Below are 17061 nucleotides of genomic sequence, written 5' to 3' on the forward strand. Positions count from 1 at the left end.
CGTTTTCCTCAATCACTCATCTTGCATTTGTGCCAACTGAACCGGAATCTGAAAATGAAAACTGGCTGTGCCCGTGAAACGAGCATCCATACCCAGCAGTATTTCGACCAGACTGCCGCGATTGTCGAGGGGATAGCCAAGTAATTCGGCTTGCGATCAGCCGGGTTGAGACAAAAGGATTTGAAGCGCGCTGGTGTCTTTCAAACTCAAGCCGGGCATCGACATTGAGATCATCCTCTCCCCAAATGAGCAGAGCAGGTGTGCGAATCAGCGGGTAGTCCTGCCGGGCATCTGACTGCAGATTCTTCAGAACAAAGTGGTACCTGTCTGCCAGCATGACGTGATCACCCATCACTTGCCGGTAGTCTGTATAGTCGGGTGCTTGTAGCAATAAGGCAATTTCCTCGTCATACGCGCTGAGGGCGGCCTGAATCTCTGCCTCTGTCGCGCTGGCCTCAGTGTGTTTGAGCCGGGTATAGTAACGACTTTGCTCAATCCAGTTGGTCGCAAAGCCAATACCAACCATAAAGCCAAACTGTGCCTGATGATCGGTTGCCAGTGACGGCAGCACCCAACCGGCCTGGCTGAATCCCACTACACCGGTTTGCCGGGCAGTGAAACCATATCGGGACTGTACCCATTGAATCGCATCAAGCACTTCGGCCTGTCTGTCTGCCATCGACTGCTCAAGCCAGTTTCCGCTAGATTTCCCGACGCCAGGTTTATCCCAGCTCATGATCGCGTACCCTTGGGCGCGGAGCTGATCCCACAGCAAAGGGTAATATCCGTAAGCGTCATGGGGCATTTCACCGTCACCATGAACAAATAGCAGCACCGCCTTGCTAGTCTTGCCCCTTGTTGGTGGCAGATACACCCCGGACAGTTGATTATCGCCGCTCCGGAAAACAATGTGTTCTTCTGATGAACAGGCCGAAAGCGTCAGGACGAATAACAGGACAAGCAGTTTCATTCAGATCACCATCAGCTGCTAAAAGTAGGTGTAATGTGCCAGCAAGAGTATCGTGGGAACGGCTAAAGAAAACGTGTCTCTGTTTGCTGTTTGCTGTTTGCTGGAAGATGCTTGCTGTTTTAAGGAAGGGTGAAAGCTATCTATCAACGGACGTTAGTTAAAAAGAGTTCTGAAACAGTTGAATGTGATTAAATTATGCCCGTTATGTGTTTTTAATGGGTGGTTTTTTGATTACTTTTATATTGATACCTAAAAAGAATAATGTGCGTTAAAATGTGCATTCACCTCAAATTATGTAGATAAAGTATTAAAAAAGTGGATTATCGCAACCCATGTCTGATGAAATCAGGCTTGCATTTTGTCTGCTCATTTCTGGTCAAACATTGGATTTTTCAGCACAACAAAAAATAAGTTCGTTAATGTATCTATTCCTTTGATATCAATGAGTTTTACAAATCCACACAGTCAGGGTTAACGTTTAATGAAAAAATTTATAGTGATGGTTGTCTGTGCAATGTTTGCCATTGCAGCGATAGCGAGTATTTGGTCTACGTCGTATATTTCTCATCAGGAAATAGACAGTATTATTTTAAAAAAATCGCAGGTACAAGCTGAGCTACTGGCAAAGAATGTTGAGTATGTGCTTGAGAACTCTCAGCAGCCGGAAGACGATTTACAGGCACTGGTGTTGTCGCTCAAGCAGCGCAGCGATATCAGTTATGCCGTAGTGATTAATAAGCATATCACGGCCATTGCCCACAGTGATCCGCAAAAGCTGAACAAAGTCTATGACGACAGCTACACAGTGGAAGGGGCAGGGCAGGGTAAACCGAAACACTCCAAGTGGTATGCGGATGTTCAGAAAGTCTGGGTATACGACATCATGATGCCTGTGCATGTGAACGGATCGCTTTACGGCGCGTTCGACGTCGGCATTCCTATTACAGAAGTCGATAATGCCGCCAGTGAAATTGTGATTGCTCAGCTCACCGCCATCATCATTATTTTTATCATCTGCGCGGCTTTTCTGATGTGGATACTGAACCGTTTGTTCATGCCGCTTACCGGATTGCAGCAGGCGCTGGAAGATATTTCCAAAGGCGATGGCAACCTGACGGTGCGTTTGCCGGTAAAAGGGAATGATGAGATAGCCCGTATTTCTGAAGCATTCAATATCTTTGTCAGCAAGATCAACGACATCATCGTTCAAGTTGTTGATACAGGTGTTGGCCTGGGACGCTCTGCAGCTTCGCTGCGTGATCAGTCGGTGCACGCATTGTCGAGAGGGCAAGACCAGAGCGAACAGACGCTACTGGTGGTGACGTCGATGAATGAAATGATCGCAACGATTAATGAAATTTCCAATAACGCTGCAGGTGCCGCAGAGTCTGCAGGCAGTGCGAACAGCGAAACTCAGGCCGGACGCAAGACGCTGCAAGCGGCGACCAATACCATCAATCATCTGGCCGGTGAAATGAATGACATGTCTGCTGTGATTGCGACGTTAGCAGATAAAACGCAGTCAATCGGCTCGATTCTCGATGTGATTCGCGGCATTTCCGAGCAAACGAACCTGCTGGCGCTGAATGCGGCCATTGAGGCAGCCCGTGCCGGTGAGGCCGGTCGTGGATTTGCTGTGGTCGCGGATGAAGTGCGTAATCTGGCGACTAAAACGGCACAGTCGACCGATGAAATCCAGCGTATGATTGACCAGCTGCAACATGAAGCGAAAAACGCAGTGACTGCGATGGAAAGCAGCAAATCCCTGACTGAAGAAGGCACCAAAGCCACCGAAGACGCATTGAGTGCGCTGGACGAAATTTCGGGTCAGGTTGTCGCGATTCTGGACATGAACACTCAGGTTGCCACGGCTACAGAGCAGCAATCCAGTGTGGCCAATGAAATCAATCTCAATATGGATACGGTGAATCAGGCGGTGCAGGCCGGGCTGGATGCCAGTATGGAGCTGGAAAAAACCAGTCAGGATCTGGCCGGCCTGGCAGAGAAACTGGATCGACTGGTGGGGGCTTTCAAACTGGCAAGACAGGTACGATAGTTATTTCTGATTAACTGACTCTTCAGCAAGGGAGCAGGTTCTCCCTTGCTGAACGAGCATTACTTTCCGGGCAGGCGTTCTGCTTCATTGCCCGAATAAATGTTCACTTTGCGTAAATTCTTCAAGCTCGTTCAACTGCGTTCATTTCCCTGCCTAACAATGGATTCTGTCGTGTTTTCGTCACCATCCTGCTTCTGGTTGTTATGGTCTGATTCCGAAATCTTGGCCTGAAAGTATTGTGATATTAGATGCTTATCTTTCCGTCTTGGTCTAAAGTTACAAACGGTCTGCTTTGAAGCAGTAGCAATAACGTCTTCGCAGGCTGGCTCGCGTGTTTTTGCATTGTGGTACACGAAGTCCGAACAGTTATCTTTTCTAAAAATGAACAACAGGAATTGATCGCATGAAACGTCTACTTGCCGTGACATTGTCGACGACTTTGCTTGTCGCGTGTAACGATCCGAATCAAGCTGCTTCCAATCCCTCCGCGGATACAGCTTCTGCTACAACGACAACCTCATCTTCATCGAATTCTTTAACTGCTGAGCAGGCGCGCGAATATGCCCGTGATGCGTACATTTTTGTTTACCCCTTAGTGCTGAATTATCGCACTATGTATTCTCAGGCAATTAAAGGGGATGCGGCATTTGGCAAGTGGCTGCATTTAGGTACGTCTACCCCCGCAGACACAGATATTGTCACACCCAATATTGATACCCCTTATTCTTATGCCTGGGTGGATTTGCGGTCTGAGCCTTGGGTAGTCACTTTGCCTGAGATAGAAGCTCAGCGTTACTACACCAGCCAGTGGGATGATTTGTGGGCATATGTTATTGATAATCCCGGCTCTTTGAATGATGGCAACGGTGGCGGAAGCTTCATGCTCGTTGCACCGGACTGGCAAGGTGAAACGCCAGAAGGTATTAAACGAGTCATCCGCGGGGAGAGTCAGTTCCTGGGGACGCTGACACGTACACAGCTCATCGGAGGGCAGGATGATATGCCTAATGTTGAGAAGATACAGCAAGCGTACAAGCTGCAACCGCTCAGCGAATTCCTGGGTCAGCCCGCCCCAGCGCCAGCACCGGCCATTGACTGGCCGGCATGGACAGAAGGCGATGAAAAAACAGATCAATTCTGGCGCTACGCTGACTTTCTTCTCCCGTTTACGTCACCCAATGCGAATGATGCCGCGGAGTACAATAAACTCAAAGCCTTAGGCATTGGCACGGGCGAACCTTTTGACTTTTCAGCCTTAGACCTCTCGATTCAGGATGCGATGCGGGCGGGGGTACAGGATGCGCTGGCCGAATTCCAGAAAGCCGGAAACGATCCTACTTTGGATTCAGGCACACTGTTTGGCAGTCGCGAGCGGATTGGCACGGATTATCTGAAGCGGACATTGGGGGTTGTGCTGGGTATTTTTGGTAATGCTAATGAGCAGGCGGTATATTTTTCTATTCCGCTTGATTCGAATGATCAGCCTCTTGATGCCAGTAAAAATAATTATTCAGTGACTTTTCCTGCGGGGCAGATACCACCAGTGAAATATTTCTGGTCATTCACTATGTATAAACTGCCACAGCGATGGCTGGTGGAAAACCCGATCAACCGATATTCGCTGTCAAGTACGACTCCGGGAGTAAAAAGCAACGATGACGGTTCATTAACGATTTATTTCCAGCATGAGTCACCTGGGCCGGATAAGGAAAGTAACTGGTTGCCATCACCCGATGGACCATTCTGGATTGTGTTGCGAAACTACGGACCGGATAAAGCCATCATTAGCGGTGACTATCCGAAGCCAAAACCGGTTCCGGTTCCGATTCCGGCTGCAAAATGATGTAACCCTGCAGTGCTTTGAATCATTTTACAAAGACCACCCCATTCTGCGTTGCGAAAATGCGCCGCAGCATGGGGTGGTCTCTTCGTTATGTTCAGATGCTGCCGGTGCTTATTTCATCCCCCCTCTTTGCTGTTAGCGGTTTTGTTTCTGGTACCCGAGGTGGTTGCACTGGCGTTCGCTCCTGTCTTGCCCCGGCATCAGCGGTCACACATAAGCGAACACAAAAACCTGCTATTTTCTTCTTAAAATTCATCACATAGCGGCTCGCCGTCACGGAAATGCCACTTACTATTAATAAAACTTATACCTTAGTTTTAGCCTAACTGATTCTTGTTGCCGGGCAGTAGATGCCACCATTAAGTTAACAAAAGCTTAACAATATGTGCGATTTAACTTCATTCACTGTAGAAAAGGAAAAGTTATGTCTGGCAGCAACGAGCAAGCCGTCGAAACCCATACCGTTTCTGACGAATACTTAAGTAAACGACAACTCAAAAAAGGCGTAGCTGGCTGGGTACTGCTGGCAAGCCTGGGTGTGTCTTATGTGATCTCCGGGGATTTCGCTGGCTGGAACTTTGGCTTAGAGCGGGCAGGGTTTGGCGGCATGCTATTGGCCACGATAGTCATGGGGCTGATGTATATGTGCCTGGTGCTGAGTCTGGCCGAGATGTCGTCATCTATTCCCACGGCAGGCGGTGGTTACAGTTTTGCCCGTCGCGCCATGGGCCCGTGGGGAGGCTTTCTGACCGGCACCGCTATCTTGCTGGAATATGCCATTGCCCCTGCCGCGATTGCGATTTTCATCGGCGGCTATGTGAATGAGTTAATCGGTATTGACGGGCCCATAGTATACGCGGCTTTTTATTGTGTGTTCGTCGGTATCCATTTGTGGGGTGCCGGAGAAGCACTGCGTATTATGATGGGGATCACCTTGCTGGCGGTGATTGCGATTATAGTTTTTGCGCTGGGTATGCTGCCGCATTTTGACATCAACAACCTTTTTGATATTGCCGTTAATTCAGATGTCGCCGGCGCCAGCGCCTTTTTGCCGGAAGGCTACATGGGAATTTGGGCGGCACTGCCATTTGCCATGTGGTTATTCCTGGCGGTCGAAGGTGTGCCGCTGGCGGCTGAAGAAGCTACCAATCCGGCCAAAGATATGCCGCGTGGCATTATCGCTTCCATGCTGGTACTGATAGTATTTGCCGCTGTGGTGCTGATTCTGGTGCCGGGCGGTGCCGGAGCCGAAGCCATGAAATCGCACAGTGCGCCGCTGGTTGGTGCTTTGCAGTCGGTGTACGGCACGGAATCGCTGGCGGCGAAATTCGTTAACCTTGTTGGCCTGTTCGGCTTAATTGCCAGCTTCTTTTCTATTATTTATGCCTACTCACGCCAGGTGTTTGCACTGTCGCGTGCCGGCTACCTGCCGCGTTTTCTGTCGCTGTCCGGCGAGCGTAAAGTGCCTGTCTGGGCGCTCATCGTGCCCGGCATCATCGGCTTTCTGTTGTCGCTGTCCGGCGAAGGGGATCTGATGATCACCATGGCGGTGTTTGGCGCGACCGTATCTTACGCTCTGATGAGTCTGTCCCATATTATTCTGCGCCGCAAAGAGCCAGCGCTGGAACGCCCTTATAAAACGCCGGGTGGCACGCTGACCTCGGGCATTGCGCTGGCACTGTCGCTGGTAGCGCTGGCATCCACTTTTGTGGTGAGCCTGCAGGCGGCGCTGTGGTCCGCCCTTTTTTACGCTGTCATGCTGACTTACTTCACGCTGTACAGCCGTCACCGTATTGTCGCCAATGCGCCGGAAGAAGAGTTTGACCTGATTGCTGATGCAGAATCTGAACTCAGTTAATGTCATTTGAGGACGCGCTGCCGCTGTTGGTCAGTGCGTCCGGATTGAACTTATCTCCAAACAGGCTCAGGAACGAGTCATCTTGATGAAAGAGGTACACATGGAAGCCAGAGAAGTGAAGACGATTGCCGATGCAATGGCCATTGTAGAAGAACGCGCACTGACCCACGTGAAAGTCGGCTTGTTTGATAACGACGGCATCATGCGCGGTAAATATATGTCGAAATCCAAGTTCTTTTCATCGCTTGAAAAGGGGTTCGCGTTTTGTGACGTCGTGCTGGGCTGGGACTCCAAAGATCAGCTCTACGACAATACCCGTTATACCGGCTGGCATACCGGCTACCCGGACGCCCCGGTACGCATTTTGCCGCACACCTGCCGGGAGGTTTACGGTGAAGAAGGTATGTTGCTGTTTATTGCCGAATTTACCGATGAAGCCGAAAAAGTCTGCCCGCGCGGCACCTTGCGCAAGGTGCTGCAAAAAGCCAGTGACATGGGCTTTGACGTGTTTGCCGCCCTTGAATATGAGTTCTTCGTTTTCAATGAAACACCGCACTCAGCCCGAGAAAAAGGCTTTCGCAACCTGGAAACCATCACGCCGGACTGGTTTGGCTATTCGATGATCCGAAACTCGGTGCATTCCGGCTTGTATGAAGCCATTCTGGGCATGAGTGAGCAGATGGATTTTCCGATTGAGGGTATTCACTCAGAGACCGGCCCCGGTGTTTTAGAAGCCGCCATCGCGGTTGATGGCGCTGAAGCGGCGGCCGACAAAGCGGCACTGTTCAAAACCTTTATGAAAGTACTGGCTCAGAAAAGGGATCTGCTGGCGACCTTCATGGCGAAATGGTCGGGAGACTATCCGGGCCAGAGTGGCCATATTCATGTGTCGCTGAAAAACAAAGACGGCTCGTCGGCGTTCTACGACCCGACACAGACTCACAATATGAGCAAACTGCAGCGCCATTTTCTGGCCGGCCAGCAGCGCTTAATGCCTGAGTTTTTGTGTCTGATTGCACCGACCATCAACAGCTATACCCGTATGATCCCCGGCTTCTGGGCACCGACAGATGCCACCTGGGGCGTGGAAAACCGTACCACGGCCCTGCGGGTGATCCCCGGCAGTGAACAATCCCAGCGCATCGAACACCGCTTAGGCGCAGCAGATGCTAACCCGTATCTCGCGCTGGCAGCCGCCGTGGCTTCCGGTCTGTACGGCATTATGCAGGAATGGGAACCGTTCGAGCAGGTGAAGGGCAATGCCTACGAACAGCAACATGCACCAGAGCTACAATTACCACGTACCCTGTGGGATGCCGCGCAGCGGTTTAAGCAGTCTGACGCTGCCCGAACCATGTTCGGTGATGAGTTCGTTGAGCACTTTGCTGCCAGCCGTGAGTGGGAGGAGCGTGAATTCAGAAAACACGTGACTGACTGGGAAATGGATCGTTATTTCGAAATTATTTAAGGAAGATGCGTCATGACTCGAATGCAACAAACGATATCGCCGGTAGACGGCAGTGTGTATGTCACGCGTCCGCTTGCCTCTGGCGATGAGATTCAGCAAACGCTGACGCTGGCGAAAAGTGCCCAGAAAAGCTGGGCCAGCGTTGCACTGAGCGAGCGTCAGGCAATGTGCAGCAAAGCGGTTGACTGGTTTGAAGCCAATAAAGCGGAGTTCGGCCAGGAAATCTGCTGGCAGATGGGAAGACCGATCCGCTATGCGCAGGGTGAAATTGCCGGTCTGGCGGAACGGGCACGCCATATGATCGCCGAAAGCGATGCGGCGCTGGCCGCGATCACTTTACCCGACAAGCCCGGCTTCAGCCGTTACATTACCCGTGAGCCCGTTGGTGTGGTGGCGGTGATCGCCCCCTGGAATTATCCGTACCTGACGGCCATCAACAGTATTGTGCCTGCCTTGCTGGCCGGTAACAGTGTCATCCTCAAGCATTCTGCACAAACGCCCCTGTGTGCTGAGCGGCTGAAATCGGCTTTTGATGCCGCAGGTCTGCCGGAAGGGGTGTTTCAGTTTTTGCATCTGACGCACGAAGACACCACTAAACTGATCCAGTCTGACGCGGTGAATCATGTCGCCTTTACCGGCTCAGTACCGGCCGGCGCGCATGTCGAGCAAGCCGCCGCAGGCCGTTTTATCGGCGTTGGACTGGAGCTGGGCGGTAAAGATCCGGCTTACGTGCGCGAAGATGCCGATCTGGATGATGCGGCTGACACCGTGATTGACGGGGCATTTTTCAACAGCGGCCAGTCGTGCTGCGGTATTGAACGTATTTATGTTCACGCTTCTGTGTATGACGCCTTTGTCGAAAAAGCGGTAGCGATCGTCAGACAATATAAGCTGGGCCGACCGGATGAGCCGGGCACGACGCTGGGGCCGCTGGTCCGTACCAGTGCCGCTGATTTTGTCCGTGGCCAGATTCAGGAGGCGATAGCGCAGGGTGCAGTTGCCCATATTGATGAGCAGGCTTTTCCGCTCAGTCAGGCCGGATCGCCCTATCTGGCGCCGCAGATTCTGACCCAGGTTGATCATTCGATGCGCGTGATGCACGAAGAATCGTTCGGGCCTGTTGTCGGTATTATGAAAGTGAATAGCGATGAAGAAGCTATCACGCTGATGAACGACAGCGATTTTGGCCTGACCGCCAGCATTTTTACCCGTGATATTGAGCGGGGTATTGCCTTAGGTCAGCAGGTGGAAACCGGTACTTTCTTTATTAACCGTTGTGATTATCTCGATCCGGCGCTGGCCTGGACCGGGGTGAAACAGTCTGGCCGCGGCTGCACCTTGTCGGCTCTGGGCTTTGCGGCGCTGACACGTCCGAAGTCATTTCATATTAAATCACTGGCCTGAACCGGCGTTAAGGAGAGCAAGATGTCGCTGAAAGGAAACTGGAATTACCCAACGCCGATCACAGTAGGTGAAGGTTGTTTACAGCAAATCGCACAGGCATGCCGCGGCGCCGGGATCAGCAACGCATTATTGGTCACCGATCCCGGACTGGCAGCCCTGCCCATGGTGACGGAAACTGTGGCGTTATGCCGCGAAGCCGGCATTGGCTGTGAGGTGTTCAGCCGGATTCAGGGTAATCCGACCGGCGAGAATGTCGAAGACGGCCTAACTGTGTATCGTCAGGGCGGTTTTGACGGTGTGATTGCCTTTGGTGGCGGTTCCAGCCTGGATGCCGCCAAAGCCATTGCCCTGATGGCGGGACAGTCACTGCCGCTGTGGGCATTCGAAGATGTGGGCGACAACTGGTTGCAGGCCAATGTGGATGCTATTGCCCCTGTTATCGCGATCCCGACCACAGCCGGGACCGGCTCTGAAGTCGGGCGTGCATCTGTGATCACTGATACGGCCAACCACGTCAAAAAGATCATTTTTCATCCTAAGATGCTGCCGGTACGTGTGTTGCTCGACCCGGCGGTGACGACCGGGCTGCCGCCGCATATCACAGCGGCGACCGGTATGGATGCACTGTCGCATAATCTTGAAGCCTATTGTGCCAACGGCTATCACCCGATGGCCGAAGGTATCGCACTGGAAGGGATCCGGCTGATTAAAGCCTATCTGCCACAGGCGGTTGCCGACGGCAGTAACCTTGAGGCCCGCACCCAGATGCTGGTGGCCTCCAGTATGGGCGCGACTGCCTTTCAGCGTGGTCTGGGCGGGATGCATGCCATCGCCCACACACTGGGGGCGTTATACGACAAGCATCACGGCTTATTGAATGCCATCCTGATGCCCTATGTGCTGGTGGCAAACCGCAGTGCGATTGAAGATAAGCTGACCCATCTGGCCCGCTATCTGGATTTACCCGAGCCCGGTTTCGATGCTTTCCTGACCTGGGTTCTGGATTTCCGTGCCGCCCTGCAGATCCCCCATACGCTGGCGGATATTGATATTACGGTTGAAGAAGCACAGCGTGTAGGCCGCATGGCGGTGCAGGACCCGTCGGCAGGCGGAAATCCTGTTGCACTGAGCGCCGAGCAATACAGCCGGATTTTTGTGGACGCTGTGACGGGCCGCTTGCCACAGCACTGACACCAGGAGGCTCCATGACGGTAAGAATGGGTATTCTGCAGTGCGATGATGTCAGGCAGGATTTGCAATCTGACCACGGTAATTATCCGGCGATGTTCACTCAGCTGCTGCGCGATGCCGGTGACGCGCCGGAACTGGTTTTTTACCGGGCGCTGGACGGCGAGCTGCCGCAGGATGTTGATGAATGCGATGTGTATATGACCACGGGCAGTCGTCACAGTGTCAACGATGACCTGCCCTGGATCCCCCCGTTGCTGGCTTTTGTGCGGGCGTTGCATGCCCGTAAAAAGAAGCTGGTGGGGATCTGCTTTGGTCATCAGTTGATCGCAAAAGCACTGGGGGGCGAAGTGATTCAGGCGCCGCAGGGCTGGGGGATTGGTGTGGCGACACATGCGCTGCATGCGTTGCCGGCGGGAGTAACGGAAAATGCCGCGTTCCCGTCCGATCTGTCTTTGCTGGTCAGCCATCAGGATCAGGTGGTCAGGTTACCGGATGATACGGCTGTGCTGGCCGGGAGTGATTTTTGCCCGTATTACATGCTGCAAGTGGGCGAGCATTTTCTCGGCATTCAGGGCCACCCTGAATTCAGCAAGGCCTATTCGCGGGACCTGATGCTGGCAAGAAAGGCGCTGTTACCAGCCAAAGTACTGGATACCGGACTGACATCGTTGCACATGCCGGTAGACAGTGAAAGAGTCACCCGCTGGATGCTCGATTTCCTGCGCTCCTCATAACCCTGTCGCTTTACTGTGGCTGAACACCTTCCCCTGTTAACCCGAACAGGGGCAGGTGTTTTTCTTTACTGGCTGTCAGGTAACGGCGTGCGGAACCCGTTACGGATATTCAGGGCGACAATCAGTGCAAAGACCCCGATCACACAGCCAAGCTGCCAGGCCTGATGAATGCCCAGCTTGATCAGCGCCATACTGACCAGGGCTGAAAGCAGCATCTGCCCGCCACCGGATAACGCGGCCACAGTGCCAGCCTGTTTGCGGTACGGCAGCATCACCTGCGACTGGGCACAAGGCATGGCGATGCCGTTGCCAAACACCATCAGGAACTGACCCAGCATCATCATCAGTGGTGTCAGCGGTGTAAGAATTAACCAGGCCGCCGCAATGAGATGAACGGCAGGTGCGAGGTACAGCATGCGTTTGGTGCCGATTTTTGGCCGCAGCCAGCTGACCAGAAAACCACCGCAAAACAACCCTGCAGTCGGCAGGAGAGCCCAGAGGGCGTATTCGTCTGAGGTCATGCCAATCTGAACCTGCATGATAAAGGGCATCAGCGAGATGGTGGTGACGACCAGACTGAAGTTCAGCCAGCCGATACTGGCAAAACTCAGGAAATAACGTGACGACAACAGCGAGCGGTAATCCGCAGCGACTTTCCTCACTGAAGGCACAGCTTGCTTGTCGTGCATGGTTTCTTTGAACATCAGGCACAATGCAAACCACACCAGGGTAATATAGCTCGCCAGCACGATAAAGACCGACAGCCAGCCAAAGTGGTGGTTAATGAAACCGCCAATCACGGGCGCAAAAATCGGCGTAAACGAGGCCACCATGGTCAGATAAGACAGCGCCTGCGGCAGTTGTTCACCTGTGTACGAATCCCGTGTCGAGGCGCGGGCCAGCACAGCGCAGCAACCCGCCCCCAGTCCCTGCATCAGGCGACCGGCCACTAAGCCGTAAAAACTGTCGCTGGCAAGGATCACCAGAATCAGACCGGCCACTGCAAGCAGGATTCCGGCTAACAGCACGCGGCGACGGCCTAAGGCATCTGAGATCGGGCCGTAGATGAATTGCGACGGACCGAAACCGAGTAAGTAGACCGAAATCAGCAGCTGAGCCTGATCGATGGATATGCCAAAGTCTTTGGCTATCCAGGGCAGGGAAGGAAACACCAGCCCCATGCCAAACTGACCTATGCTGATGGTCAGGCAGGCCAGTAAAATCGGACGCCAGGAAAAAGCGGCAGACACCGCTGATCCCTCTGCCGTCTCGGCATCAGGCTTCGCCATGATAGCTGTCCTGATCCTCGCGCTTGATGACCTTGTGCCCGTCTTCCGTTACCCCGTGTTTCCAGTAGCTGCTGATGTAACAAGTTTTGCGATCGAACTGATCCTGCTGGCTGATGTGCTGGCGAATGGCCCGCATAGTGCTGAATTCGCAGGCACACCAGATAGCTGGCTTTCCATCCGGCCAGCGCAGTTGCGTTACTTTCTCAGCCAGTGCGGTGCCTGAGCGTTCCCCATCCACCACAGTGATTAATTCAACGCCTGAGGGCAACTGCAGTGCCGGTAAATCCTGCTCGCTGCTGAGTGCCAGCACCACATAACCCTGGCTATCTGCCGCAAGGCGGGCTGTTTTGAGCTGAATGGAAGGCAGTGCTGTCATATCACCAATGATCAGTACCCAGTCACTGTCATCGGCCAGGCCCTGAATGGTATTTGGTCCGCCGAGGGAAATCTGTTCGCCTGGCTGAGTGTGCATGGCCCAGTGACACGCATAACCGCCTTGTTCCGGCGTGATCTCGCCTTTGTGTTGGTGCTCGTCTTTGCGCTGGCTCTTGTCCTTGTGGTGATGTTTGACAAAATCCAGCGCCAAGGTGTCCTGCTCTGGATCAAATTCACTGATGGTGAAGGTGCGCAGCACAGGTTTCTGGCCCTCAGACAATGTGCTCAGGTCGGTACTGCCGGCAGGAGTGAACAGCAGTTTGACATACTGACCGGCACTGTCGGCCGGAAGATGGCGGATATCTTCGCCTGTCAGAATCACGCGACGCATGTTCGGGCTGATATCAAACGCTTGCTGCACAGTAAATGATTTGGGTTGTAGTCGTTTTTGCATGTGTTGGTCTCTGTTTGAATTTGGATTTACAGCTCGTGGCCGTGATGCTGCATCTTTGCTTTGACACGTTTTACCGTAGAAAGGCTGACACCGGTTTCGTCAGCCACTGTCTGCAGGGTTTTCCCTGCCTTGAGCAGCATGGCAATCTGGTGGTGCACTTCATGATTGGCACGGCGGCCGCGAAATTTTTCTTTCCATGCAGCTTTGTCCTGGCGCAGTGAATCCCGACCCGCCTCGGCGGCCCACAACCGGTGCTGGGTGTGTGAGTTCGCATAACCTTTGAGCATCAGCAGCAAGGCATCGGTGATTGGGCAGCCCGGTTTGAAGGTCAGTGGTTGGTTCACGGTATGGACGATCACGCCTTTGTCCAGTAATTGCTGAAGGGTCTGATGGCAGGCATCGAAATGAAAACCGAGATCTGTCACCCAGCGGACGATCAACTGATCACCCGGTTTCAGGGTGTTGAATAAGTCGCGGTACCGGGGGCGCTCCTCAGCAGGAACGTTACCGCGGATCCCGGTTTCCCGGAACAGCCGCAGATTGGGATCATAATCGGTAATTTGCCGGATCAACGCTTCAGGATCGCTCATTTTCGGCGACAGGCGAATATAGCCGTACAGGGTGGGCATAGTGACTCCTTAACAGGACAGCTTCTGTCTGTGGTCTCAGAGATGGGTCATTTGGTGTGGCTCATTTAATGGTTATCATAGAGGTTCAAATTTGTTCTTGCAACACCAAATGAGCTATTTTGGGCGGGAGGGGGATAAGTGAATGCATGCTGTTTAGCGCGCCAGATGGATTCCCGCCTGCGCGGGGATGACGTTTAGTTAATGAGTAATTTGAATTTTTTAGGTACTAGTGTGCTGGTGTGAATGACAGTAAGGCCATACGTAGAGTTTGGTTTTACTTGTGCGTTATGCTGTTGCTATAAATGTTTGTATTTGTTGTTTTTTTAGTCATCCCCGCGAAGGCGGGGATCCATAAAAGAGGGTGCACAGGAAGTCATTCTTGCAAGTAGTCATGTAAGCACGGGCTGTGCCTGAGACTGTCGGACTTCCTGATGCAGCCAGTCGATAAAGGCCTGAGCACGGGTCATGCGCGGTGAGGTGCGGTCGTAAAATAAGGTGTAGCGGATACCCGGCACTAAGCCAATGTCAAAAGGCTTGACCAACAGGCCGTTTTCGATGAAATCACCGGCCAGACTCAGCGTGCCTAAACAGGCGCCGTGACCGGCCATGACGGCATTCAACCCCATTTCAAAGGTGCTGACTTCCATCCATTGTAAGTTCCCCTCGGGCACGTCAATTCCCGCCGTGTTAAACCAGCGCTCCCAGGTTAAATTACAGGTTTCAGCCCAGTGAATCAGCCAGCATTTCAGCAGCTGTTCCGGATGGGTAAACTTCATCGAATTGGCCAGCTCGGGTGAGCAGAGCGGATATACAGGTTCTTCATACAGCACACAGGACTGAATACTGTCACCAAGATGTACTTTGTGGCCCTGTCTGATGGCGAGATCAATACTACCGTACTTCATGTCAGGCGCTTCGGTAGTGGCATCGACCCGGATGGAAATATCCGGATGGATCATAGTGAACTTCCACAAGCGGGGCATCAGCCAGCGGGAGGCAAAAGATCGGGAGGTATTAACGGTCAGGATCCCCTCCAGAGGCTCCGCCTGAATGCGGTTCAGACCGGACAGTATATGATCGAATCCGCGTGAAACATCGGTATACAGACTGGATCCCTGCGTGGTCAGTATCATGTTCCGCCCTTGCCGGACAAAGAGTTTGCAGCCCAGTACCTCTTCTAACTGGCGGATTTTCTGACTGACGGCGGCCTGGCTGACATACAATTCTTCGGCGGCTTTGCTGTAGCTCTGGCGTCGGGCTGCCACTTCAAAGTAGCGTAATCCGGATAAGTACTGTAGTCGATTGTCCATAATCTCAGCTTATAGTAAGTGTAATGAATCATCGTTCGTGGCCGGGACTCATTATACGCATAATTCCTGCAGGCACTGTGACTGAAGGGGAATAAAATGATCAGAGTAGCACTGCAATGGGAAGTTGAAATTCAGCTGTTTAATCAGAAAAAGCCATGGTTATGGGGAAACTGGCAGAAAAAGACACAGTTGCAACCAGAATCATTCAGTCCGCACCTGAAGAAAGATATCGGGCTTGAGTCATCGCCCACACCGTCGAAGGACTATCAGAAATATTTATAGGTTTGTTGCTTTATGTTTGAGCCGAAAGTGATTTTGTCTGCCAGAGGCTAAGCCGGGGAACAGGGTATACAACTTGTTGAATTTGTGGTTAACATGCAGAGGAGAAGGAAATCTGAGAGACCGAGATATGGAAGTGACCATTCGTGCTTTAACCCCTGCTGATATTCCTGCATATCGCGACATTCGTCTGGAAAGTCTGCGGTTACATCCAGACTGCTTTGGTGCCAACTATGAGGAGCAGCGGCAGCAGCCAACCATGCATTTTGAGCGTAACATAGCCAGCCAAAGCCCGCAGCACACTATGCTGGGGGCGTTTGAGGGTGAAGAACTTATCGGTTTGTGTGGTGTGTCTGAACTGGAAAACCGGACGGTGCTGCTTACACAAATGTACGTCAAAAGCCGGTGCCAGGGCGCTGGTGTCGGCATGGCGCTGATCAACGCTGCCAGACACACGGCGGCTGAAAAGCATCAGGCTCGCGTACTCCAGCTGGATGTCTACCCGCATAACCTGGCAGCAAAACACCGTTATGAAAAAGCCGGTTTTCAGGTAACGGGCCAGACAGCAGACGAGCTGATTATGGCGCTGAGTCTGTCATGATTGAAATTCATCATCTTAATGCCGCACAGATCCCGATGGCCCTGCTGCTGGAAGCTGATCCCTCCGAAGCCTGTATTCAGGGTTATCTGAACGGGGCTTATTGCCTGGCTGCTGTGGTTGATGGCGAAATCATCGGGGTCTGTGTTGCCAAGCTGATCGCAGAAAATACTTACGAAGTCTTCAATCTGGCGGTCTATCCGGCGTTTCAGCAGCAGGGCATAGGCTCGCAGCTGTTATCTGCATTATTTCCCCGGCTGAAAGAGCAGGGTGTTCAGTCAGTCGTGCTGGGGACCGGTACGTTCGGTTATCAGCTGACGTTTTACCAGCGGCTGGGGTTTCGGGTTGAGAGTGTCGCTAAAGATTTCTTTCTCGATCACTATGATGAGGCAATCTTTGAGCTGGGTATTCAGCATAAAGATATGCTGCGATTGAGGCTGGATTTATAACCGCTTCCTGTGAGTGAAAGTTTTGTGGTTGGGATTTTGGTACAGCTGAGGTATGTCGCGCTTGAGTCCGGTGGTTTACTTGGCATTGTGTGATGCGCGCCAGGTACTCTTTGTTGGGGCAAAGAGTACCCAGAAAGCCCCTTTTTGTTCTTTG

The 17061-nt window shown here is 52.5% G+C and carries 15 protein-coding genes; 10 read left to right on the forward strand and 5 right to left on the reverse strand.

Going from position 1 to position 17061, the window contains the following annotated elements:
- Positions 1 to 16 precede the first annotated feature (16 nt).
- Positions 17 to 970 (reverse strand): S9 family peptidase, encoded by a 954-nt coding sequence (locus Q4491_RS13045; RefSeq protein WP_303458002.1) that lies wholly within the window; start codon positions 968 to 970, stop codon positions 17 to 19.
- A gap of 481 nt (positions 971 to 1451) precedes the next feature.
- Here Q4491_RS13045 and Q4491_RS13050 point away from each other — a divergent pair, with 481 nt between their 5' ends.
- The 7 genes from Q4491_RS13050 to Q4491_RS13080 all read left to right on the forward strand — a co-directional run bounded on the left by Q4491_RS13050 (position 1452) and on the right by Q4491_RS13080 (position 11524).
- Positions 1452 to 3026, forward strand: coding sequence for a methyl-accepting chemotaxis protein (locus tag Q4491_RS13050; protein ID WP_303458004.1), 1575 nt, complete (start codon positions 1452 to 1454; stop codon positions 3024 to 3026).
- A gap of 403 nt (positions 3027 to 3429) precedes the next feature.
- Positions 3430 to 4869, forward strand: a complete 1440-nt coding sequence (locus Q4491_RS13055) for a DUF1254 domain-containing protein (protein ID WP_303458006.1) — start codon at positions 3430 to 3432, stop codon at positions 4867 to 4869.
- Between the two features lie 424 nt (positions 4870 to 5293).
- Entirely contained in the window at positions 5294 to 6727 is a 1434-nt protein-coding gene (gene eat / locus Q4491_RS13060; RefSeq protein ID WP_192016184.1) for an ethanolamine permease, read from the forward strand.
- Between the two features lie 85 nt (positions 6728 to 6812).
- A complete protein-coding gene (locus Q4491_RS13065) occupies positions 6813 to 8195 on the forward strand; it encodes a glutamine synthetase family protein (protein WP_303458008.1) in 1383 nt (460 codons plus the stop codon).
- Between the two features lie 12 nt (positions 8196 to 8207).
- Entirely contained in the window at positions 8208 to 9599 is a 1392-nt protein-coding gene (locus Q4491_RS13070) for an aldehyde dehydrogenase family protein (protein WP_303458010.1), read from the forward strand.
- A 21-nt stretch (positions 9600 to 9620) separates the two neighbouring features.
- Positions 9621 to 10790, forward strand: coding sequence for an iron-containing alcohol dehydrogenase (locus Q4491_RS13075; RefSeq protein WP_303458012.1), 1170 nt, complete (start codon positions 9621 to 9623; stop codon positions 10788 to 10790).
- Positions 10791 to 10804: 14 nt separating this feature from the next.
- Positions 10805 to 11524: a gamma-glutamyl-gamma-aminobutyrate hydrolase family protein gene (locus Q4491_RS13080; protein WP_303458014.1), complete on the forward strand. Its 720-nt coding sequence runs from the start codon at positions 10805 to 10807 to the stop codon at positions 11522 to 11524.
- 65 nt (positions 11525 to 11589) lie between these two features.
- On the opposite strand, the gene Q4491_RS13085 is transcribed toward Q4491_RS13080, so the two are convergent.
- The 4 genes from Q4491_RS13085 to Q4491_RS13100 form a co-directional block, all read right to left on the reverse strand.
- The gene (locus tag Q4491_RS13085) at positions 11590 to 12774 is read right to left on the reverse strand and encodes a multidrug effflux MFS transporter (protein WP_303458032.1); all 1185 of its coding nucleotides are present in this window, start codon (positions 12772 to 12774) and stop codon (positions 11590 to 11592) included.
- A gap of 25 nt (positions 12775 to 12799) precedes the next feature.
- Positions 12800 to 13642, reverse strand: coding sequence for a siderophore-interacting protein (locus tag Q4491_RS13090; protein ID WP_303458016.1), 843 nt, complete (start codon positions 13640 to 13642; stop codon positions 12800 to 12802).
- 26 nt (positions 13643 to 13668) lie between these two features.
- Positions 13669 to 14271: a recombinase family protein gene (locus Q4491_RS13095; protein ID WP_303458018.1), complete on the reverse strand. Its 603-nt coding sequence runs from the start codon at positions 14269 to 14271 to the stop codon at positions 13669 to 13671.
- Between the two features lie 389 nt (positions 14272 to 14660).
- The gene (locus tag Q4491_RS13100; protein WP_192016190.1) at positions 14661 to 15581 is read right to left on the reverse strand and encodes a LysR substrate-binding domain-containing protein; all 921 of its coding nucleotides are present in this window, start codon (positions 15579 to 15581) and stop codon (positions 14661 to 14663) included.
- Positions 15582 to 15677: 96 nt separating this feature from the next.
- Between Q4491_RS13100 and Q4491_RS13105 the strand changes: the two genes are divergently transcribed.
- The 3 genes from Q4491_RS13105 to Q4491_RS13115 all read left to right on the forward strand — a co-directional run bounded on the left by Q4491_RS13105 (position 15678) and on the right by Q4491_RS13115 (position 16907).
- Positions 15678 to 15863, forward strand: a complete 186-nt coding sequence (locus Q4491_RS13105; RefSeq protein WP_303458023.1) for a hypothetical protein — start codon at positions 15678 to 15680, stop codon at positions 15861 to 15863.
- A gap of 127 nt (positions 15864 to 15990) precedes the next feature.
- Positions 15991 to 16461 (forward strand): GNAT family N-acetyltransferase, encoded by a 471-nt coding sequence (locus tag Q4491_RS13110; RefSeq protein ID WP_303458025.1) that lies wholly within the window; start codon positions 15991 to 15993, stop codon positions 16459 to 16461.
- A complete protein-coding gene (locus Q4491_RS13115; protein ID WP_303458027.1) occupies positions 16458 to 16907 on the forward strand; it encodes a GNAT family N-acetyltransferase in 450 nt (149 codons plus the stop codon). The genes Q4491_RS13110 and Q4491_RS13115 overlap by 4 nt, the downstream gene beginning before the upstream one ends.
- Positions 16908 to 17061: the final 154 nt, after the last annotated feature.

Source organism: Photobacterium sp. 2_MG-2023 (genome assembly GCF_030547675.1).
GTDB classification, from domain to species: Bacteria; Pseudomonadota; Gammaproteobacteria; order Enterobacterales; family Vibrionaceae; genus Photobacterium; species Photobacterium arenosum.